Here is a 23,388-nt window from a genome sequence, read left to right as displayed (position 1 = left end):
CAGAAAGAAACCAAACTGACAAAGAAAAGCTCTAAGTCAGTTTGGTTTGTATTCATTTTAAAATTATTCCAACTCTTTAAACCTTTGGAGCATAGTGGCAACCTCTGCTCTGGTTGCAAGACCAGAAGGATTTAGCGTCATATCAGAGTTGCCCTTCATAATGCCCTTTGATACAGCCCAAGTAATGGACTCTTTGGCAAAGTCAGAAATTTCATTTGCATCTTTGAAGCTAAGATTTGAAATTTCGGTCTGAAGGTCAAACCCTTTACCATTTGCGTATCTATAGAGCATAACAGCAATTTGCTCACGAGTGATTGCATCATTGGGAGCAAATAATCCCTTACCATACCCGTTAACAATTTTACTTTGGTTTGCCCAAATAATAGCATCTGAATACCAACGATCGCTTTGAACGTCAGAGAACACATTTGCAAATTCAACATTTGGTTGATTTTCCATACGATACAATACAGTGGCAAGCATTGCACGGCTCATTTTTCCAGAGGGTGAAAAATTTGTTTCAGAAGTTCCCGTGAATAGCCCCTCGTTATAAGCATACCTTACAGAAACATAGAACCAATCGTCATGTGCTATATCTGTAAAAGGAGTTTTTCTCACAAATGTAACAACTACAGTTGTGTCACGGCTAACCTCTGGAATGGTGTAAATGTCACGACCTATAAATTTTTCATCGTTGATAAAGATATATTCGGTTTCATACCCTTCATCGGGAATCATTCTGATGGTTGCAGAGGTTGTTGCACGAACGGTTTGAGCTTCAAAGCCATCGGCAATTTTGCCATTTCCACCTTTAACAGAAGCTTTAACAGAATAGTTAACTGGGGTGTTACTGTCCGAGACAACCCAACGTTTTGGACCGATAATTTTAGAATTCTCAAAATTGGAAAAGCCAATGCTAAGCTTTTCGATTGCTGCTGAGATTTCCGAAGCCAGAGCATTTTCTTTATCAAAAACAGCTTCAGCCTCGGCAATAACATTCCTTAAATTTTGAGCGGATTTTGTTGAATACCAAAAATCCGGGCTATATATTGTTTTAGGATTATCCGCAATAATAACTGAAGCAAGTAAAGATTTTGCAGCAACAATGTCTTCGTATAGTGATGATTTTGAAGCTTCCTTTATTCCAGAGCCAACAATGATTTGAACATCTTCAAACGGTTCAATATACCGCTGTGACGCATCTTTATTGGTTAGAATGAAGTTACTTAAAGAAAAGTCGAAAGTTCCGTTGTTTCTAGCTTGGAAAACAGCAGTTCCAATATTCTGAAGCATTGAATCATCTTTTCCGCTCGCGGTCATATCAAGATAGATATAGTTGATGACACCATCGGAATATTTCATTGAAATGTCCTTTTCCATATGAACACTGGTGTTTTTCAGAACATAAGAATCAAACTGTAGCTTTCCTTGAAAGCCATATACCGGTGCTCTTCCAGCACCAGTATATGAAAGACTTAGTTTAACAAATACTTCTTCTCCAACGTCAAATGATGATTTTGGAGAACCAGAGCTGTCAGTTACTGTGATATCTACACGATAACCAAGGTCAGCAGCATCGTTTGCACCGTAGACATATGATGGTAAAACAGCCACTAGAAGTAGCATACACAACATAATTTTCAATTGTTTTATCATCTTCTAAGTGCCTCCATTAGTGTAAGTTGCGCATCTACAATGTCAACAATGCCGTCACCGTTTTTATCTGATCTCATCCAGTTTTCTGAAGAACTAAATCCGTTGTAGACATTGTCTAAAATAGCATCTTTTGTTGCTGCAATGTCATTTTTATCAATAACACCATTACCATCGGTGTCTCCACGAAGAAGAATAGGAGATTTCACCGTTGGTTCAAAAACAAGGTTGGCTGTTAATTGCTCACCTGTGACAAGCTCCCTTGAAGAACCAATATAGGCTTTCTTAAAGCTGTCATATAAAAGAGTTTGTTTGTTTCCTTCAACCAAAACTGTTGCCTTGCCCATGTTTATTTCAGTGTATATGGTGTACAACGAGAACCCTTGTGTTTGACGAACTTCATAACGATAACCAAGATCTTTCACACTAATTTTGATAACGTCTGACAGTTCTTTATAGACAGTTTTCCCATTTTGACCTTCAAAAGCAGAAAGTCTATAGCTAACTTTGATTGCCGTTTCGCCGGGAGCTAATGCTTCAATTGTCCCATCTTGTGAAAGGCTGATGATGTTCTGATTATAAAGAACGTGCCACACAACGTCTTCTGCTTTTAATACAGTATCCCCAACTGTGCGAAGAGCTTTAACGGAAAGCACCGTTTTCCCGCCTATGCCAAGCTCGATAGAATCAGGTTGATCATCGGAGCTTTCAAGGTCAGAGATTAATTTAATGCTTTCAAATTCTGTCAAAGCACGATTCACAAGATAAACCTGAACAACCGTTTCGTTTCCAGCATCATCAACCGCTTTAAGAATCAGGGTTTGGTCTGGATCTTGGCTTGAGGTCTTACGATTTACAACGAATGTTCCGTCTGGATTTCTAACAATTCCGTCTGAACTACCGTCTAAAGTTAGTGAGGCGGAAGATTCTGTTAGACCATGGAAGCTATAGCTTGAATTGGCGCCAACAAAAACAACTTGATTGCTGACGGTGTTGTCAACGTTTTCCTTGTCAAGGCTTGTTTGAACATCTTCGCCAAGGAGTAACGTCGGTGCTTTTGTGTCAACAGTAAACCCAATTGCACCTGATGACCTGCTGCCTTGGATTGTGTCACGGTTTTCGCCAACCGCTATAAAGTCAACCAAATGCTGGCCGTCTTCAAGACTTTCTTCAAATGACCAAACCGTCTTAAACTCCTGAGGCGTGTTTTTTTCTTCAGTGTTAAGGTTAAATGTCATTTTAACAGGCCTGTCGAAGGTGTAAGTTGCCTCTAACTTGTCAGTACTTAAATAATATAGTTCTTTTGATCTGTCAATGTTTGTTTCAATGCTTAAAAGCTGAGGCTTCTCCATTGAAGGCATGACAAAGCTTTGCGATGATGCATTTTCGGTTGAACTATAGTATTCGGCATGTTTAAGCGGATTTTCCACAATTCTAGTAGCCTGCACTTTAACAAAATAACTCTTGCCTTCCTGTAATAGAGGTCGGTTCGTTTTGTCTTCTAATGGTTTTAGGATGATGTCACTGCCGACTTTAAATTGACCAAAGGAATTTTCAACCTCAACACCATCTTCGTCTTGGATAGCCACGAGATAGTGTGTTGCCGTTTTGTCACTCCCAGTTATATCAACTTTCACATAGCCGTCACCACTGTAGACCGCAGAAACAGATTGTGGTTTTTGAGGAAGCAGTGGATTTGTGAAAGTGAATGTTGAAGAAGTGATTTTCTTACTCATTCCGCCTTGATGGTTAACAAGCATGGCAACAACATGATATTTCCCTTGAGGGAAGGACTCAGGAAGTGTGAACACATGAGAACCTGATTCAATTTCGTCTAACTCTAGGTTACCAATACTAATTAATGATGAAGTGTCTTGCATGTTAGTAGTTTCAATTGCTTGCATGACTGACGGATCTTTTGTGACATAGACATTAAGTGCGCCCGAATATTGGCTTTGCTTATCGGTTGTCCAAGAAACGTTAATATCACGGCTTGAATTTCCGCTAGTCGAAGCACTAATTCCTGTAAGCTCTGGCATATCGTCAACACTGTTTACTTCAAAGTAGTCGATATAAACATCAGGTGTTGTAACTGAAATTGACCAGTTACCAGCAACAATAAGAGATGGGTCAGTGATTGAAATGTACAAATAATTAACGCCATCTAAAGATTGAACAAGATAGTTTCCGTTGCCGTTATTATCGTCTTCAACCATTGTCAATTTTTTTCCATCTGGATTGGTGACAATGATTTCTGATGCAGAAGGTTTGACAAATCCACGAAGCGGAATTTCAATGAGAAGTGAATCTTTCGTTGTTGGGCTAACCTCTTTTGTAACACCATTTCCGGCTCGAGTTTTAGCACTTGCCTTGGTAGTGAGTCTTCTCATATTCGTTCCATATGCCATGGTCGTTGGCACAAGATTACCGCTTTCGTCTAGCGCTTCCGAGTGGACATAGTGAACGGCGTTTCCTCTTGAAGACAGGTCGATTGATCCGCCAAAGCTTAGGTCACCGTTCCAATAATAGATAAAGCCAAGCTTAACTCCAATGACTTTAAAGTTTGCACCTACAAAGTCAGATGAAACAGCTGCCTCAACTCCTGCAAGCTCCTTGCCCCCCACAAATGGGATTGAGTCTGGAATGAACAGTCCTGCGTAAACATAACCATAAAAATAATCTTCCGTAATTTTTATCGTTATACCACCACGAATCGCTCCGGCGTGAATGCTGATGTCGCCAAAGGCATTTAGCTGAAAAGGCGATATCCATTGAACATTCATTCCCGCTCGAATATTAAGAAGTCTTCCATCTTCGTCTTTTTTTAACCGGCCAACACCTTCAATTGCAAGACCGGATAGTTTGGCATCCAGCTTAAAGTCACCTACAATAATTGCATTAATTAAAAGCCTTGTTTGAAGATGGATGGTAAGTGGAGGAAGTTCGCCTGCTGGTTCTCCAGCAATTGTATCTGCAAGGTTTGAAATCCCTCCGCCAAGACCTGTGATAAATACATAAGGTGCAACCACAGGGACTTTCATTGTTGATGGCGCTAAAAAGAATGTGAGTTCGTCAAGCATTATTTTTGGAACAGAGTTAATAGGAACCTTTTTCAGTGCCAATGACCCTTCTACTTCCAGCATTGTGATAGAAACACCGGCGTCAATGCTATAAATATCATCAATGGTGTTAATTGTTATTTCCGCCTCAACACCGGCTTCGTTTCCTACTAATGGGCCTAATATATCTTCTGGTAGGCCTACAGATAGTGTTGTGTTAATGCCAATAAAACCAATTTCGCTGTCTTTACTTCCATAAAGAACATCTTGAACGTTCGCAGTTAGTGAGCCTTTATAATCATAATGCTCCTCACCCTTCGATTTGTCAGCGGCTTTTAAAGGCATTGAAATCTTTCCGCCAAAGCTAATTCCGAAATCATCCTCATCTTGAGTCATAACACCATATTTAATATTAATTAAAAAACCTGCAATATTTTGCAGCATATTTCCGGCATCTCCAAGCTGAAGTTCAAGTGCCACAGCCTCCTTCTCGGAAACAGCTTCCCGATCCAGGCTGTATTTGACTCCATTTTTGGCTTCAAAATGCCACTTATTATGCCAAATATTAATGGAGTTGATTACTTTGATGGTGCCATCGCCTTCTAGCTTTGCACCATTGTTGTCAACTGTCATCTTAAGGGCTTCGCTGCTGTCATATGCCAAGATGTTGTTGATGGTAATGTCGCCATCGGCTTTGCTAGCAGAGTAATATTTTTCTGTACCCGTATCCATAAGCCTAATCTTCCCGCGAAGTGTCAAAAGAATTTCTGTTTTATCTTTTTCAAATCCTATGCCTTTGTTAAGAATGCCATCTCTTTTAACGCTGCCAGATGTAAATTTTTTCATTACATCTTCGTTTTCAAAACTAATATAGTCATACAACTGCCTGTTGTTTGAAGCGTTTGTAAATCGAACTAGCGAAACAATACCATAACTTGCACTTTTATCCGCAATATTATTTGTTACATCTAGTGTAGTTGTTGCTTTGATTTTTGTACCAAAAGCATCGATTAGCTGTTGATTTGTAAATCTAAATTCAATGTCATATTTTCCAACTGCCAAAGTTTGATTAGTTGAAAACGCAAGCGATTTACCTTCTTCAATAAAACTTATTTTTCTTTTGTCAATCAAAATAGCCTCACCGCTTGATGATGAAACAAGATAAAGACTCCATCCATCACTTCCCGAAAGGGCCCCAGCCAAAACGTTCATATCACCTGAAACCGTGATATTTTTGTCGCCTTCATAATAAACGGCCGCTGGGAAAATATGCTTCATTGAAACTTCTGGAAGCTTGCCTTCAACTGCAGGAATCAAAATGTTTGTATTAGCACCATAGTCAACCACTTTATGTGTGCTAGAATCAATAATTTCTGTTGCGTTTAACGAAACGACCAAACGTTTTGCTGTTATCATAGACTGATTCTCTGCAATAATTTCAACATTTGGAATATCAAACACAGATCCAATGTTAAGACCGCCCGAAATCTTCACTGTGTATTCTCGCGTATTCGTCGCTGCAAAAACAAGTCCCTCATCAAGGCTAAGTTTCACAATTGGTTCTATGAGTTCTCTAGCTCCTGAGACACTGTTGTCAATAGTTACAGTTGCTTTAAAAACGCCATTGTTTTCATATGCTTTTTTGTCGTTAGTCAGTAAAACGTTCTCGGTTTGGATACCTATTGAAACATGCTCCTTTTGTGTTTGTTCAGAAAAGTTACCGATACCATAGAGCATTTCAGAAATTCTGACTTGACCTGGCTCAATTGATTTTTCGTTCCAATAATAAGCAGTTGCCGTGTCAGGAATTAAATATTTGTTTGAGTAGTTGGTAAAATCAACATTCGGGTTTGGTGTATAATCGTATCTTGTGTTTGCAAGATTAACCCAGTGACCAACAATAACTTTATCAACCTTTACGTTATTGTTGCCACTCCAGCCGGACAACATGGCATAAGCCATTTTGTCCGAAGCTGAAAGAGAATCAACATATCTAATTTGTTGCGGAAGGTTGTCACCGCTATATTCGGTTTCAACGATTGTCGGTTGTGTTGGGTCAACCAAAACATAAGGTGAATCAATTTCTGAACCAAGCGCGTTGTCTAAAAGAAGACGAATACCAACTTTTCCGGCTGCGGCGTTGTTATTTTTCACATCATATGAAATACCAATGTTTCCAGCCCTCGGGTTGCTAGGGTCAATAGAAATGGACACCTTTTGTGTAATGGTATAGCCCTTGATGTCCCATGCAATGGTTAACAGCCTGTTTTGCTCTGAAACGACAGGTTCGTGAAGCTTTGTATCTATTCCAAACCAGCCATATTCCTGACCGAAAATAAAATCTTTTCCGTCGATACGAACGGTTGTGAATGATGTTCCATTGCTTCTTGCCGCATCTTCCCTATAAAGAAGCGGAAGGTTGTTGTCAAAAGCTTTTTGTGGGTGACCGTCAATCGTTTCGATTGAAAAACCACCCGTTCTTGAATTTATAGAATATTTCATAAACTCGTTTGCAATTGAATAATCCGCTCCACTAGCATCTGCACGAACAGGGAAACTTGCAAAAGTGAAAAGCATGGTTATAAAAAGAGTTGCAGCTATGCTGCGTTTTATTGTTCTATGGATAGTCAATGCCTATTTCCCTCCTTGTTTTGGAGCTTTTGAAACATATACAGCGATGTTGAAATAATCACGTTTATCCGTTTGGATATAAATGGTATACCAACCTTCCGATACATTATCCATTGTGAAAACTCCGTTTTTCTCCCGAAGGACCGTTCCTTTTGTTTTCATCTGACCTTGCGTTAAAACACCTTTTTCATAACGTGCATATGAGATTCCGGAAAAGTTTTTCAGTGAAATTTCAACTTTATTTCCAAGAACGGTTGCAGCATTTGTGCTGTCCGGCATAACTCCGTTAACAAGGGCTATTGTGTCATAAAGACCCACAAGGCGAACGGTTCGACGAATGGTTGTTTGATTTCCTGCATCATCTCTTACGGTATAGTCGATATAGTAAGGGTTCGAGCGAACAAATTCATTTGCTGAGATGTTGTCAGGGTTAAACACTCGCCCGCCTACTCCATAGCTGATGGTAACTCGGTTTGTTAGATCAACTTTTTGATTTGCTACCATATCCCATGCTTCGAAGTCGAGAAGCTTTGACTTGTCATATGCAATGGAGGCATCTTTTTTAGGCGTCATTCCTTCGATGAAGATTAGCTCCTCACCATTTTTAAGTTTTAGCACAGGAGGTGTTTTGTCGATTAGACCAATGTTGACACCATACGAAGCATAATCCCCTGTTCTTCCTTGGAGGTTGAAAACATAAAGTCCATTTTCTCTATAGTTCATTGACTTATCTTGTTCCCAAACGTCATTTCCGCCAACGAACTTAGCATCTTTGTCAGTGATTAATGTGACTTTGACATCTTGATTTGTTGTTGGGTTTTTATCCGTTCCCACAACATAACCTTCTTCTTTTCCAGATGTGTCAACTCCAACAGTAATCTTGTTTTGATAATCCTTTTCCACCCACTGACCAGCTTGGTTTTTCTCAAGATATTTATATGACCAACGAACTTCTTTAACCTTTGGTCCTCCAACTTCAATTCCTTCAACCGTCAAAAGAATTTTTTGTGTTATGCCTGTTTGGTCTCTAACTTGAAAGACGTGCTCCCCGTTAGTGTTAACGTTGATAACTGCATCTTTATAGGACACAACATCACCGTCTTCATTTTTCTCCTCAGTTAAAAGTGCATATTCATATCCACGATAAGAAACGGTAAGGTCTGTTAGCTTTCTAAGAATGTCCAGAGGAACGCCGTCACTGTCACGGATTTGGTCAAATGTTACATTAACGCTCAGCTTATCTTTAGCTAATGCTGCAGTTGCGCTGACTTGCGGCGGCGTGGAAACAATATTTGAAATGGTAATAACCTCATGTCCTTTGTTTCCATAGTCATCAACAAAGAACATGGTAACCGTCCCATTTTTTCTAAAGCGAACAGCTTTTGTGCCAGGGATATGTACGATATCGTTGGCAGTTAGGCTTCCGGTAGGTTCTACACCGGTGACTGTAATGGTTTTGATATCTTTGCTAAACTGTGTCAACTCAACATTCACACTTTGTGCCGTAATTGTGGTTGGAAGTGTGCTGTATGTCCTTGCGGTTGCAATTGGCACCACTTTATTAATATTTGAAACGGTGATGGGTGTAGTCCAATTGTTTCCTGCGTAGTCATACGCTGTCACATAATAAATTCCTGAGCTGTCTAGCTCAACGACATATTCATTTTCAAGCGGCTCACCTTTGAATGGATAAACCACTTCGCCCTTCTTGACCTCCGCAAATGCTATTTCACCTGAATCATCAGATAAAGTGATCGTTGCAAAGATATTTTGGTTAGTCTTGGAAGTGTTTGATAACACATAGGACGTTTGACCAATTGTGTTGTCAAATTGGTTATAGCTAACCGTATGAGAACCTGTGTTTCCTGCATTATCCCTAAACTCAAATGTGAATGTGTTAACATCTTGAGTTAAAGTCCTTGAAAAGGCTGCGTTGTTGTTTGTCATAGAAAGCGTTTTTCCGCCACCGATAAACTTGAGCGTTGCCATAACCCTTCTATAGGCTCTTCCTTCTTGGATTGGAACCCAATTTCCAAGATAGTTTTCGTAGGCGTATTCAACCGTGTAGTGACTGTCTTGCATGATTGGCGTTTTATCAATGTTTGAAACTGCGACTGGCAAGATTGTTGCTATTCCTGCTTTGTTAGTCACTTTGAAATATACCGTTGCATTTTGCTCGAATGTTTCGGTGTGCGAAACAATGGAGTCAATTGGGCTAAAGTTTATACCGTCATACGAACGTTCAAGTTTTAAAATTCCGCTTTCCGGGTCCGATATAGAAAGTCTTGCGTTAACATTTTGGGTTGTTGACTCCGTAATCGAATAATCCACATTTGCAACAGGTGCAGTTTCGTCAACCACTGTCATTGCAACATATTCGGCTTCCATCCTATCGGCTTCAATACCTTCTGTCGTGTATGCCTCGAAATAAGCTGATTTTGTTGTTTTGCCATCTCTTAGTGCTTCAAAAACAAGCTTTGAATAAGCTGTTCCTTCTCCTGCTTCTGTATATGTAGAGTCAAGAACGCTTAGCTCTGCATTTAGTTCTAATCCAGACAACACTGCATTTTCAACAAAGAAATATTGTCCAGAATACTTTGGATTGGGAACGACAACATAATAAAGCTTGTCGCCTTGGTTATAGGCAATAAACTCTCCGTTTTGGATGGTTTGTCCATTTTTCTCTACATGCCCCGTAATGTCAAATCCTGTAACGAATTCAACATCAGGTGTGAATTCTACAACACTATCCCTTCCGAGCTCGTCCTGAATATAAAGGCTGATTTGATTATTGTTTTGAATAACAACATCATAGTCCAGCACATAGTCAGCGGATGTTGTTAAAAGTCCTGTATAAAGAAGATTCGACCTTGCCATATCACCCACATCATTACCCTGGGCAGGTGCGTTAGGCATTACGGTTACTGGAACGTTAAATGAAACGGTAACCGTTGAGGTAGTTTTTGTTGTTGTAGGGTTTGCGCTAACACTTACAATTGATGCTTGCGCGTCAACCAGGTCTAGTTTTGAGTCAAAGAAAACTTTTTCAGTAACATTTCCTGATGAGTCGACGGCTTTGATCCCAATTGCATAGCTTCCACTAAGCCCCTTCAAGTCAATTTTATAAGTTTTCTGTTTGTTCCCTTCTCCATTAACGATTACCGGACTACTTTGCATTTCCACTGATTGACTTGAATTAAACAACGCATAGTCAGCTTCTGTTAAAATATGATTTTCTGTTGGGTCTTGAATAAGTGCGAATGAAACGGTTGTGTCATTCTTGTCTGAAACATCAACTGTGATAACACCATCTTGTCTCGCTCCTTTTGTCACGATTTTACTTGACGCAAGTGTAGATGGAGCTGTTTTGTCAATATTTGAAACTGTAATAGGAACAAAAACACTATTTCCAAGCTCGTCAGATAGGATTAAGTTTGTTGTTATGTTTTCGCTAATCGTTACGGTGAATGCACCGTTTGCATATGGTGAAACCGAGATCTTGTCTGCATCCTCTGGTGCAACTGTCAGTTTACTAATTCCCGTGCCAACATCATTTGCTACGATTCTTGCTGTCACTGATGCGTTTGTTGGCTGAATTGTACTATAGTCTGGCAATTCAAAGGTTGGCGCTTGGCTATCATAAAGAATGGTGATAGGTCTTCTTTCTGTTAAAAACTCAGGTCTTGCGTCAGCAGGATAATTGATGAGCCCGAACTGAAGATAGATGGTGTTAACACCCTCTTGAAGCGGCACAGGTGTGTCGAGTGTAAATATAAAATATCCACCAAAGTTGTTGCCTGCTGTAAACTCGGGCACTAAAACGCCGTTATCTGTTGGCATGCCGTCAGTTGTTGCATAATATACCGGGTTTTGATATTTCGATGTGCTATTAGAAGTCCATGCTTTATGGGGTTCACTCAAAATAGCATAGACCTTATATGTTCCATCCGTTGTTGTACCCATTCCGTTTAAAGTCTTTGGTTGCTTATGTTCTAATACATCAATTTTCGCAGGTCCTGACCTTATGCCAAAGTAAGGGGAAACCTTTTTACTTTCTCTGCCGTGCGGGTCTCTTGCAACAACAACAATGCTGTACGCACCTGACGGAAGGTCTGTTATGGTCAAGGTTTGATCAACCTCTACAATGTTTTCACTGTTTGGTGTTAGTGTCAGCGGATAGTTTGGCGTATCATCAATTCTAATTTCTGAGCCTGGCTTAGATAAATAGTAATATGCACTTGCAATTCCGCTACGATCTGTCATTTTCACGTTAAACTGATGTGATGATTTAAAATGATCATGCTGACCTCCGACGGTATAGCTAATCTCCGGGGCCAAGTAGTCATAAATGTATTCTCGTGAAAACTCGGCAGTGTTGCCAGACTGTTTATCTGTAACACGATATTCAAGTATATATTTTCCGTCCATCCAACTTAGAGTTCCTGTAAGATTACGTTGTTGAGCAGCACCAACATCTTGTCCACTATATGCCCTAAAGTTTTGTGTAAAGGTAGGCGTCCAGGTATTGCTGGGATGAGCAGTCCATCTATAACTCGTTTCAATGTTTGGATTGCTTGTGTCGAAACTGATGTCAAAACGTGGTTTTGGAAGGCTGAAATCCTCCGTAATGAGTGTGTCTACAACATTTCCATTGAAAATCTGCACAGGTCTTTTATAATATCTTGAAACTTGCTCGTTTCTTGAATCGTTTCCAAGTGAGTCTACTGTGAAATAATAGAGAGTTCCGTCAAAGTTGTCACCTTTTGGAATGGATAGCATAGCCGTTGCGCTATCACCTTCTGAGTCTATAAATGCCCACATCCCTTGAGTTGAAGCAATTTCTTTTGATACAGGTTCAATTTGATTGATTGGAGTGTCAGTTGGCGTCGCAGTTCCGTTTATAAAGGTATAATAAGTCCTTGACCAGCCGTTATTGCTTTGTTGAAGGTCGTTCATTTCAAAACGATAGTCATTTCTATTGCGAAGCTGCGCATCTTGCGGATGTACAGTTTCGTGAATGGTTACTCGCGGAGCCTGGTTATCGATTTTGATATTTTCAATTTCTGCGTATCCGGCATCTCCGCCTAGTGGATTGTCAGCTCTATCCCATCCATAAAGCCGAAGCTTGAATTCGCCTTCTGTTGGAACAATTGGACTTAGTTTTATGCTGACTCCATTTAACACTTGCGTGTTAATTGGTGCGGTAACTCTTGTTTGGATTCCTGTTCCGTCAAAGTTTGTTATTCTTATCATTGTCGGTTCATAGGAATCATTACTTTTCTTGTACATCTCATATTTAAAATAGTTTTGATTCAAAGTGGTGTGAGCGACATTCCCCTCTGGATAGAGTGTTTCGCTTGAAACCATATAAAATTCATGCATCCTTTTAATGTTGTTTTGAATGGAATCCCCCCCCACAAGGTCATTTCCAAATTGGTCGGTAACTCTTATGGTTGGAGTTTTTGTATCCACTTTGTGAGTTGAAAAATAAAAACTTTGTGATGTTGTTGATTCTGGTGTTGGTTTTTCCAAATGATAGGCCTGAGCTTGACCATTTTTCGTTAGAGAGGTAGACACATTATTAAGCTGGAGCCTTATGCCCTCGCTATCAACTTCGCTAACATCCAGCGGCACTTTTCCAGTAAACTGAAGTGTGCCGTTTGGTTTTCCGTCATTGCCTTGCAGTTTTGTCATGGTAAGGTTGGCAAGCGGTGTTGTCGTATTGTTCCCAAGATATAACACAGGTGTTGCTTGGAAGTTTGTTATGAGCTCCGTTTTATCTTCTTGGGTCATGCTTTTTTTGTGAATGGAAACCGCGTCAACTGTGATATTAACATCTGTAAATTTTCGATTTAAATATCGATTGTCAGTGCTGGGTGAATAGGTAATGGTTTGATTGATATTGGGGTTACCAAGGTTATATATGCTGCGATAAAACGTATAAGTTACATCTTTATAATAATAGTCCGCTTGCCCTATCTTTGTTGTTAAATAGGTTTTAACTTCGGGATTTCCTGAACTTGTATGGGCAAAAGTCTCTCCAAGGCTTTCAGCGTTGGTGGACTGGGCAAGAAGCGCCACCCTATAGGTTAGTGATATCTCCGCTTTATCCTGTGCAACCATTGCATCGTGAAGCTTTTTGCGGTCAATATCCAACTTGAAATTTTTTGTTTTTGTTGGCTCTTCAAATGTTAACCACTCCCTACCTACAGCATCGTCCGAAAGGGTATAGCTAAAAACTGGAGCATCCTCATATTGCATAATGTCATATTGACCATATTGATCCCTGACTTTTTTGTCCCAGTTTACACTTTGAGCGCCTGACGAATTAGCATCAAGGTAGAACTCTCCCCCAGGTAAGTCAACGGAACCCATATCTATGAATTTTCTTTTTGTTACGTCGGAAATGTCACGATAAAGTCTGCCCTGATCTTTTGTCCATGAGTTTATTGGAATGGTCTTCGCCTGTGTTGGATTTATGCTCCCCCCAATATGAGGAAGCCACAGAACCACAGATTCACCGTACCAGTCATCACTGCCCACAAGCCAAAAAACGAGTTCATTCATTCTCCATGGTGGAATATTTTGCAATTTAAATGTATGTTGTGGTTCAGACCAAGCCGCAGCGCCGCCAAGATTTACTATATGATCAGAGTTTGCTCCAGGTTCATAGGTACTTACGCCCATGTAAATATCATCACCTGTTCCGCCGTTTTCGTTTCCTCCTGTTTTCACACCAAACACATAGGTGTACTCTGTTGGCACATTCGCATAAACAGGCGCTACTGATGCTAAAAGCGAAAGTACTAGCATCAAACTTAAAATCTTCTTCATAAAATACCTCCTCGTATAATCGTACTTGTAATCGTTCTTTTAAAGTCGCATTCATTTTTGATCTCATAGTGACCTAACTTAGCTGTTATGAACCGTGACAACCAAATTTCGACAATATTTTTCCTCCATGTTACCATGGTTGATAGAAACACTGCTGCTTTATAAAGAAAACTTTAAGTTTCGTAGGTAGACTAGACTACGAAGCCAACCGAGACACGCAAAAAAGAGACTTGCAAAAGTTTGGTGAACTCATGCGAAGCCTCTAAGCAGAAACCATCAAGGACTTTGCTGACTACTCCGTGGATGACATTCAGGACAAAAATCAGCCTTTACAGCTAATTTTAGTTGAAAATAGTTGCTATATACTTTGAGCTAAAACCAATGGCTTTTAGCTCTTCTTTCATTTTATGTGTGTGTGCGATTTTTCTGTTAGGGACATATAAAGCCACGCCGTTGCGATTTTTATAGCCTGCTGAATTTCTTACTTCGAATGCAAGTGCTTGGGCTGCTGCAGTAATTTCTGATGATTTGCCCATTATGTCTATAAGATCATATTGATCGAATATCCCATCGTTTTTGCCTAATAGCTCTGAGCTCTTTGCAAGGTCTGTTAGTGAAAAATCAAATTTTGCGTTTTCTATTGCCTTAACCAATGATTCCGCCTGTGATAGCTTCATCATTGACATTGTTGTTGGCATATTAGCTTCAATCCCCGAATGAAGGGTAAAGGAATCTAAAATTAAACGCCCCACCCTTTCAGTGCTAATTTGCGGGTTTCGCTCCATTGCACCTATCCAAGTGGTATAATACAACCCTGCTGCGGGGGTTGAATCTTCAGAAGCTATAAGATATTTGCCATGGTTTCTAAGGGCGTAGGCCGTTTCAACTGTGCCCATAAGACATGCATCAAAGACGATTAAGTCGAAATACATATCTGATGAATCGATTGCCTTCGAAAGCTCCGAAACTTTCATCGTTTTTCGTTCGTTTAGCTCGTCTGCACCAAAGCCACCCATCGTACCATACCCATGGTCCCATAAAATCAGTATATATCGCTCACTTGGTGCAACGGTTTTGCCCCAAACAAGAAAATCCTTTAGTGTTTTAGGGTCTGATGCGGCGGTTTTGATGTGGCTTTCGTGCTTTTTAAGTTGTCCATTGTCAACTTCAAAGCGTTCTGATGCACCATTAGCCATATATTTGTTGTGATATTTGAGCGTTCCACCTGTTTGAATCAGGATTTTCGTATTTTGGTTTGGCTGACCACGAAAAATTTCTTCCAAGTCATCCGTTAGCCGACCTTGCTGTGATTCAAGGTCAGAACCAACTGCATATATCAAAATCGTCGATGAATCAAGATTTTTATCCTGCTCCCAAAGTGACCTTGCCTCGTTTAAACCTTGCGCTGTGAAAACATCTGTTGCACTGAGGGTTTGACCAAGTGTTGCAATTTGGTTTTTGGGTCTTGTGTTTAAAACATAACTGCTTATTTTCGCAAGAGATCCCCGATTGAATTCGACTTCTTTTGTAAGGTCTATTCCTAAAACCATTGAGGCGAAAGAAACCGCGGTTTCATAGGTAAAGTCACCCTTTGTTTCTGAATATCCCAAAACCCTTAAAACCATTGAACAATATTGATTTAGAGAGGTTGGTCGGTTACCGCCAAAACTAAATTCATTAATTCCGTTAACTACACCCTTTGTATAGGCATACGACACGTAGCGACTTTCCCAACCCGTATCATGAAATGGATTTTTGTAGGTGCTTTTCAGGATCTCTTCTTCCTTCCCCCACAGACGCAGCATCATCACAAGAGATTCTGCTCTGGTAGGCACCCTCGAAAGTTCATATCCATTCCCCGTTCCACCGAACAATCCCAAGTGGTTAAGCCCTTCTGCATAGCTTGAGCTTTGTGCCGCTGCAGATGGAGTTATTGCAAGAAGAACGATTAAAAAAATGATTAAATTTCGGATATTTTTCATCAAATTCCGGCCTTTCATTTTGAAAATTTCCTTCTTAAACGTAAAAATACAAAAGAATCCATTTACATACTTTTGGCTCACCAGAACTGTGACACCATAGCCCCCGGTGAAACAATTAAACGAACTATCATTGTAATGATTAAAAGCCTAGAAAACATTATTCTCATATTTGCTCATCAATTAGCTGATTTATCCTATCAAACTACTACTCTATCATGGCGGGTTAGCCCCTGTGTGAAAGTTAAAGAAATCTTTAAGTTCGCACTTGCAACTCACTTCTGGCAGCCAGCGAAAAGAGCCTGATCTCCAAAAGATCAGACTCTTACAAATATCAGAAATCCTATTCAATGAAGCGTTATAAAAATGGATGTATTTTATCTAGGTCATGCCACGATCAACCAGCATGTAGCCAATCCCTCGAGCCGTAATAATTGTCTCAGGATTAGCGGGGTCTGCCTCGATTTTTTTACGTAAATTGCTGATATGTACCGCCACTGTTCTCGTATCCTCTAAACTCTTCATTCCCCAGATGAGCTGGAATAACGCATCAACAGTGACGGCACGATTGACGTTTTGCGCCATGTAGGATAGCAGGCTGAACTCTTTCTTCGATAAGTAGACCGATTTACTCCCCATGCTGACGGTCTGCGCATAGTAATCCAGCGTCAAACTCGGCAACTCTAGCAGTTGTTCCCTTCTGCCCGTCGATACTCGGCGAAGATGAGCCTTAATCTTGGCCATGAGTACTCCCGGACTGAACGGCTTGGTTATATAATCGGCGCCGCCATAGGTTAATGCACTAATTTTGATCTCGTCCTCTTCATGACTGCTTAGAAATACGATCGGCGCATTTGTATAGCTGCGTGCGTCCTTGCACCAATCTATGCCGTTGCCATTAGCCAGCATCACATCCAGTACAATCAAATCCGGCTCGAACGATGCAAACAGCTTCATAGCATCTTCCCCATTATGACTGCATGCGGATATGAAGCCCTCCCGCTCACAATACGCCTGAACAATCTCACATATATGGGGATCATCATCGACGATCATAATTTTGTGTGTGTCCGTCCTACTGTCACCTTCCTTCTTCTCAATCGACAGGATGTTGGAATTTAACACCTATCTTAGCATGGAAGGTCGGACTAGTTATGAAATGTAAAGGAATCTTTAAGATTTTGCTTTATTCACAAACCCGTAGAACTCCCACTCCCCTTGCAGCTTTAGCGGATTCTAACTAGTAATTTACACGCCTACAAAAACAAGACCGTGCACGACAAAAGTATGGTCTTGCGCTAAAGGTCTATAGTGATATCACAAGAAGCATAACCAAATGCTGGATTAACTTTGCAACGCTAATAAAATAGGCTTCTCACAAAGTTCGATGTGAACTCGTGAGAAGCCTATTTTTTATTTATGTGGTCAAAATGTGGTCAAATGACGCTTTCTAACTTGAGATCCCTTGCTGGGCAAGGGATTCCAGGTTAGTTTACATCATGCCGCCCATGAGACAAATACGATTTTATGTGTTTTTTCAGTCTTTTTCTGGCGATTTTATCTGATAATTTTCAGAAATTAGTTCAATAAATCCGTGTGAGTATGATGTGTGGATAGAGTTTGTGGGCAACATGTGGGCAACATGTGGGCACGTTGTGGGCAATCATACATCTTCTCCAGTCGGTACTCGGTGCTGTGTTTGTGGATAAACTCATACTTTAACTTTACCAACGGTCTTTCGCGAGGAAGTGCATCGCTTTTTTTAAGATTTCGTTCTCCTCTTGCAGGTCGCGTATTTGTTTTTTTAAAGCTATTTTACGCTACTAACAAAATAGCTCTGCTTCATTAAGTGGTGTCTCTCAACCATTAACTCAATGGATCTTTTCGTTAACTTATTCTCCAACCAAACAATCAGATTGGATAGAGATGCCTTCCTTACTATATGATTCAAGCCATATCTCCGTTATTTGATGACTTTCCAAGCTACTTTTGAATCTAATCAGATTAGCAAACTTATCATCATGTGTGCTGATAATAACCTGCTTATCCAATAAAATTTGACTAAGCACATCCAAGAAAGAAAAGACATTAATGTCATCCAAATTCTGAAACGGGTCGTCTATTCCTATCGTTCGAAGCGGTGTCCATTCTTGAGAAAGTCCAAGCGCCAAGAAAATACATATAGCTAGGACATTAGATTGAGCCGAACTAAATGTTAAGCTTGCATTAAAACGCTTTTCAAGCTCTTCTGGAGAAAGCTTAGATAAGTCGTGCTCTTTTTTATCGCTAACCACTATATAAAGTTCGCCTTCTTTAGGAACTAAATGAACGTGCCTAAAAAATGCATGAGGACTAATTTGCATAAACAATTCGTCTATTTTCTCACTATAACTCTGCAAGTACTCGTTCATCAATTCACTTTGTATCTTCCCATGATCTTCATCCAACTGTTTCAATTGATCTAATAATCCTTCGTAATACTTGCTGTTATCTTCTTCCCTTGTCAACTCAAGCACCATTACTGATAACTCATTTTTTAGTGCCATAATATTACTTCGAGATAAAAACGCCTCTATCTTAAGTAACTGCTCTTCCAGCTCTGCATCCCAATTCCTTAAAAGATCAATGCGACGTATTATTGGGTCCAATTGTGATTGTCGTTCTTCCACTGTAAAACCCGGTATAAAGTTACGAATTTCGATCAACTTCAATTCTTTTTCGCGCTTCTGGTTCTCTACTTCCCTTAGCTTCGCATTCCATTGAACTTTCTGTGATGAGACATGGTTCTCAGCATCTTTTAAGCGAAGTAAGTACATATCAAGTCGCTGTAGTCGATGTTCAATAACACCTTCCGTTGATAACCATCTAACACGTTTCTCAGCTATTTTCCGCAGATCTTGGAGTGTTTGCGAAAGTGTAACTTCTTGTGCAGCCATCGGATCAATTTCTGCTTCAAGTCTCTCTAACGCAAGACAAAGATTAAATGCGGCCTCATTTAGATTTAAACGCTCAAGTAGCTTTATTGTCTGCCCCCTAACTTGCTCCTCATTAAATTGCTGTATGTCTACTGGAATTTTTGCTCGGTCACTCGCCGCGGCGACCTCTTCCTGCTGTAATTGATTGATTAATGTATCCCTTTGACGAATCAGACCAGACATCACTCGTGATAAATCCGCTTCTTCTGCTTCTGAAGTATTCAATTCGGTGTTTAATTCACGAAGATCAACATCATTTTTATCCAGTGCTTTGTTTGTTTCTTCTAGTTGAAGCTTAATCGCATCATGTAAGGAAGAAGGCTCTAAAAATGGCGATCCACATACTGGGCATGGGGCATATTCATCATCTTCATGCAACAAATAACTTTGCACATTATGAATCATTTGCGCAACAGTATCATTTTTATGATCTTCAACCATCTGCTCAATTTGCTTTTTCTTTTCCCTCAATCGAATAACGTTATTATTTTTCTGCTCCAGAAGAATAGAATCTGTCGCTAGTCTTTGTTTTATTTGATCTAAAGTATTTGTTATCGACTGTATTTTCTTTTCCTTCTCCAGTACCAGCAAATATTCTTGCAACCGATTATACTGATTTAACTGATCAGCGTAAGAATGTTGAAATTTCTCTAAATCATTATACAGTTGAATAACTGTTAACAAAGTAGGATTTTTAAGGATCTGCTCTTGAGCATCTCTTTTTTCTTTTATATTTTCTCGGAGGTTGTTAGCCAATAAAATCGTTTCCCGATAATGAGTCCTATAACCCTTTAACGAGTTCAGTTCGACTTGTTTATTAATAGCTCTTTGTTTTTTTGATTCATAATCAATCGATTTTTTATTTAACCCTTCCAAATAATCCGTTAACTCCAATAATCTATTTTCACAATCTATATCTGAAAGAGAAAGAACGGTTTCAAATTCCTGTAATAGCCTGCGCTTTGATTCAGATGCAATTGTACGTTCCTGAAGCAGCTTACGATACTCCAAGAGCATTGTTTGAGTAGAATCTGTAAGGGTCTGTAGTTGAACCTGAGGCAATCCAATTTCAGCCTCATTAATTTTGCCTATAAATACTGCAATCTTTTCAAGAAAAGTTTCTTCAGTTTCACCACCAATTTTATTCAATAAATCTTCTTTTGTATCGGCGATGCCTTGCTTGATTTTTACTTGCTCACTCTTACTCTTGATTTCTTTAGAAACAGCCTCCTTTTGACCTTCCACTACTTCTTTCACATTCTTTATGTATTGCTGGAATTCTGATCCATACTTCTGAATACCAAGCACTTTTTCAAGAACTGCATAACGTTCCTGTGGCTTTTTCGCGGATACGAACGCTTGAAGCTGATCTTGAGATAAAAACTGTGTTGAGGCAAGTAGCAAAGGGAGTTCCACTTTTGATACTTCTTTTTTATTCTCTCCATAATTCTCGATTAAAGTATGTAACAAAAAATCACGAATTTTCTGGTTTCCTGGTTTGACAGCATACGCTATACCGTCAATAAAAATTGGCTTGGGTATTTTTTTTTGAGCGTGATAGACACGCTTAATCGTGAAGTACTCATCATCACTCTTTTTAATCCATACTTCTACACTTGCTTGAGGCCCTATATGATTGGCAGAAGCACTTTGAGAAAACAAAGATTGATGAACGATATAATGGAACTTTTGACGCTCGGCAGATCCTACATACCGCTGAATATCACCTGTCAAGCACCATTCTATAGCATCAAAGAAACTACTTTTCCCATGACCATTCAATCCTCTAAGGATAACTAACTTCTTGTCTTTAAAGGAGAAAGTATGTTTCCCATAAAAAATTCGGAAGTTTTCAATACTCATCTGGAGTAACTGCATGGCCTATCTCACCTCCAAATCTCTTCTCAATTGTTAATTTCAATTTTGACTTATCTTGAAGAAGTGTCCGCATTTCAGGTTTGAAATAATCATTAATAACTTGGATTATACTGGGATCAAGCCCATGTGAATCATGAATTAGTAGTTCAATAAATTTATTTTCATAAGAAAAGGAATCTGCATTCCTATTCTCAACATCATGAAAAAAAGGAATTCTTTCGAGATCATCTTCATCTTGAAGAATATACTTTCTGCAGTATTTCGCGTTTTTCTCCGCCTTATTTTTCTCCATTTGCAATTCATTACTCAAATCTTGTTCCGAATCAAATTCAAGTATGATCAAAAAATATAAATTGTTTTTATACTTTAGTGGAAGATGGTTAAGCAGATTTGATATTACAATTTGATTATCCTTCCAAGACTCCTTAAAATATGTAAAGCTTTCATACACTTTTGTGACGGCTATGCGATGATCATTGATCCAAGCTTCTAGCCCATTATCCCTGAAACTTCTCTGTAATAGCTCACTCTCCAAGTAATCTAACCTGGAATCGTGCGATTCGAATAATAGTTCTCGGCCTCCAACATCTACAAACAAGAGGCGAAATCCACCTTTCACTTGAAGAATATTACGAACCTCTTCGATCATCATATAACCCCTTTCCTCAGCATTAAGTTACCTTTCGTTTCCAAAAAGTCATGCCAAGAGTCAATTGTCTCTGAATTACGCAAGGAAAGTTCATCATCCAAGCTATAGAAATAATCCTGCACATCATCCAAGAATTCTGGATCATAGTACTTAATTAAGGACGGTTTATCTGTAATTTCTATTTTTTCCGGTTCTTGAAAATCATCTGTTATATTAGTAACTCCTAGTCGTTTCCTTAACGAACTGCGCTTTTTAGAACCTAAGATAAGACAATAGAATTGTTCATGAATACGCTGAAGAATAGGACAAGTATCCACAACATCATTTACTTTTTTGCAAATATCATCGAAGTATCCAGACTCGTTTGCATGAAAAAGAGTGAATATTTTCAAGTCTGTATGTTGATTTTTCCCTTGCTTAGTAATCATTCGAGCGTCTGAAAGCAAGAATTGCCTATCAACGTAAAAGGTTAAGCAAAGTGTTATCATTTCTAGTGATTTTTTTAGAGCAGTAAGTTCTGTTGAATTTTTTATACTCCGTTCTGAGCCGCTACTTGTCATGTCAAATAGCAAATGTAGAAATCTTACATACACAGAGACATCATGATTCGACTTTTTCACGAACTCATCTTGAATCCACGTCAATGTCTGAAGTAATTCAATTTTAACTAGAGACGGAATTTGCTTAAAATCATTCCGCAGCTCGTCTATGCATTGTATAAACTTTGATTGAATATCTTGTTTATGCAAGTATTCTCTAGCATCTCGTACAGCTGCTGGTCTTAAACGTTGAATCAATTGTTGAACTTCATCTTTAGTAAAAACAAATTGTTTTACATCTGCTACCTTATCGTTATGGGTTCTTTCCATAACGTGATAAAAGATATGATTTAGTATATGCTCGGAGACATCCGTGGAGTCCTGCTTGCTTATCTCCTTAATAATATTAATAATTTGGTCCTTCAGAACCATAAAACTATTCATGTGGTGCAATCGAAAGCGAGACAAGCACCATGTAACTTCCTTGCCTACTTTGTCGTGTAACTTAGAACCAGATACTTTACAAGGATCAGCTAATTTCGTTGACAACTTGCTTAATTTATTATTATCGCTTATGTAAAATGCAGCATTATCTGAATACACATTCAATTCTTTATTGTAAGTATTATTTGTTGCGATCTCGAATTCAACAACGATATCATTAATTTCAGCACCAATAAATTTATCTCTGTAAATACTATTAAAATCAGCGAAATTTAAGAAGAGCTTGTCTAGCCAACTCCCAATCTCTCCCTTCTCTCTCTTATACAAAACTGCAGGAGTGAAATTATTAACCTCTCCTTCTTCTTTCACTGTTTTAACTTGAACAAATCGAACTTGATTCTCTCCAAGTAGTGTTATGTCGTCCATAAGTTCAAAAACGACGCTATGCCACCAAGCATCCCTTTTATGCAGCATTTTCAGCATATAATAAATGGCCACATAATATTGATATACAAAACCCCGAATTGCAACAAGCCCACCGAGCTCAGTTTTATATCCTTGTAATAACGCATTAATATCCTCTTCGTATTCACTTTCATTTTCACATTTATCATAATTATTTCTCATCCATAAGTTTACCTTTTCTGTAAACTCCCCTTGTTCTACATCTATCTTAATTGTGGAGGATATGCTCATGCGCGAATTCACCTGCTTATATTAGGATACTACAAACTTCGACAGATTTAG

8 protein-coding genes are annotated in these 23,388 nt (G+C 39.2%); all 8 read right to left on the bottom strand.

The window, feature by feature from the left end; all coding sequences use genetic code 11:
• Positions 1–63: 63 nt before the first annotated feature.
• Complete coding sequence (locus tag FHS16_RS12415; RefSeq protein ID WP_183562462.1) at positions 64–1,656, bottom strand: S-layer homology domain-containing protein; 1,593 nt, start codon at positions 1,654–1,656, stop codon at positions 64–66.
• Positions 1,653–7,343, bottom strand: a complete 5,691-nt coding sequence (locus FHS16_RS12410; protein WP_183562460.1) for a hypothetical protein — start codon at positions 7,341–7,343, stop codon at positions 1,653–1,655. Before FHS16_RS12410 ends, FHS16_RS12415 begins: the two co-directional genes overlap by 4 nt.
• Positions 7,344–7,346: 3 nt before the next feature.
• Positions 7,347–14,177: a hypothetical protein gene (locus tag FHS16_RS12405; RefSeq protein WP_183562458.1), complete on the bottom strand. Its 6,831-nt coding sequence runs from the start codon at positions 14,175–14,177 to the stop codon at positions 7,347–7,349.
• Between the two features lie 341 nt (positions 14,178–14,518).
• The gene (locus FHS16_RS12400) at positions 14,519–16,177 is read right to left on the bottom strand and encodes a clostripain-related cysteine peptidase (protein ID WP_183562456.1); all 1,659 of its coding nucleotides are present in this window, start codon (positions 16,175–16,177) and stop codon (positions 14,519–14,521) included.
• A gap of 360 nt (positions 16,178–16,537) precedes the next feature.
• Positions 16,538–17,212 carry a response regulator transcription factor gene (locus FHS16_RS12395; protein ID WP_183562454.1) on the bottom strand — a complete coding sequence of 225 codons (675 nt, stop codon included), beginning with the start codon at positions 17,210–17,212 and terminating at the stop codon, positions 16,538–16,540.
• 836 nt (positions 17,213–18,048) lie between these two features.
• Positions 18,049–21,009 carry an AAA family ATPase gene (locus tag FHS16_RS12390; RefSeq protein ID WP_183562452.1) on the bottom strand — a complete coding sequence of 987 codons (2,961 nt, stop codon included), beginning with the start codon at positions 21,007–21,009 and terminating at the stop codon, positions 18,049–18,051.
• The gene (locus tag FHS16_RS12385; protein ID WP_183562450.1) at positions 20,984–21,661 is read right to left on the bottom strand and encodes an ABC-three component system middle component 1; all 678 of its coding nucleotides are present in this window, start codon (positions 21,659–21,661) and stop codon (positions 20,984–20,986) included. Before FHS16_RS12385 ends, FHS16_RS12390 begins: the two co-directional genes overlap by 26 nt.
• The gene (locus tag FHS16_RS12380) at positions 21,658–23,337 is read right to left on the bottom strand and encodes a dsDNA nuclease domain-containing protein (RefSeq protein ID WP_183562449.1); all 1,680 of its coding nucleotides are present in this window, start codon (positions 23,335–23,337) and stop codon (positions 21,658–21,660) included. The genes FHS16_RS12385 and FHS16_RS12380 overlap by 4 nt, the downstream gene beginning before the upstream one ends.
• Between the last annotated feature and the right edge of the window lie 51 nt (positions 23,338–23,388).

The sequence above is a fragment of the Paenibacillus endophyticus genome (assembly GCF_014192395.1).
GTDB classification, from domain to species: Bacteria; Bacillota; Bacilli; order Paenibacillales; family Paenibacillaceae; genus Pristimantibacillus; species Pristimantibacillus endophyticus.
This window is presented reverse-complemented; position numbering and strand designations above follow the sequence as displayed.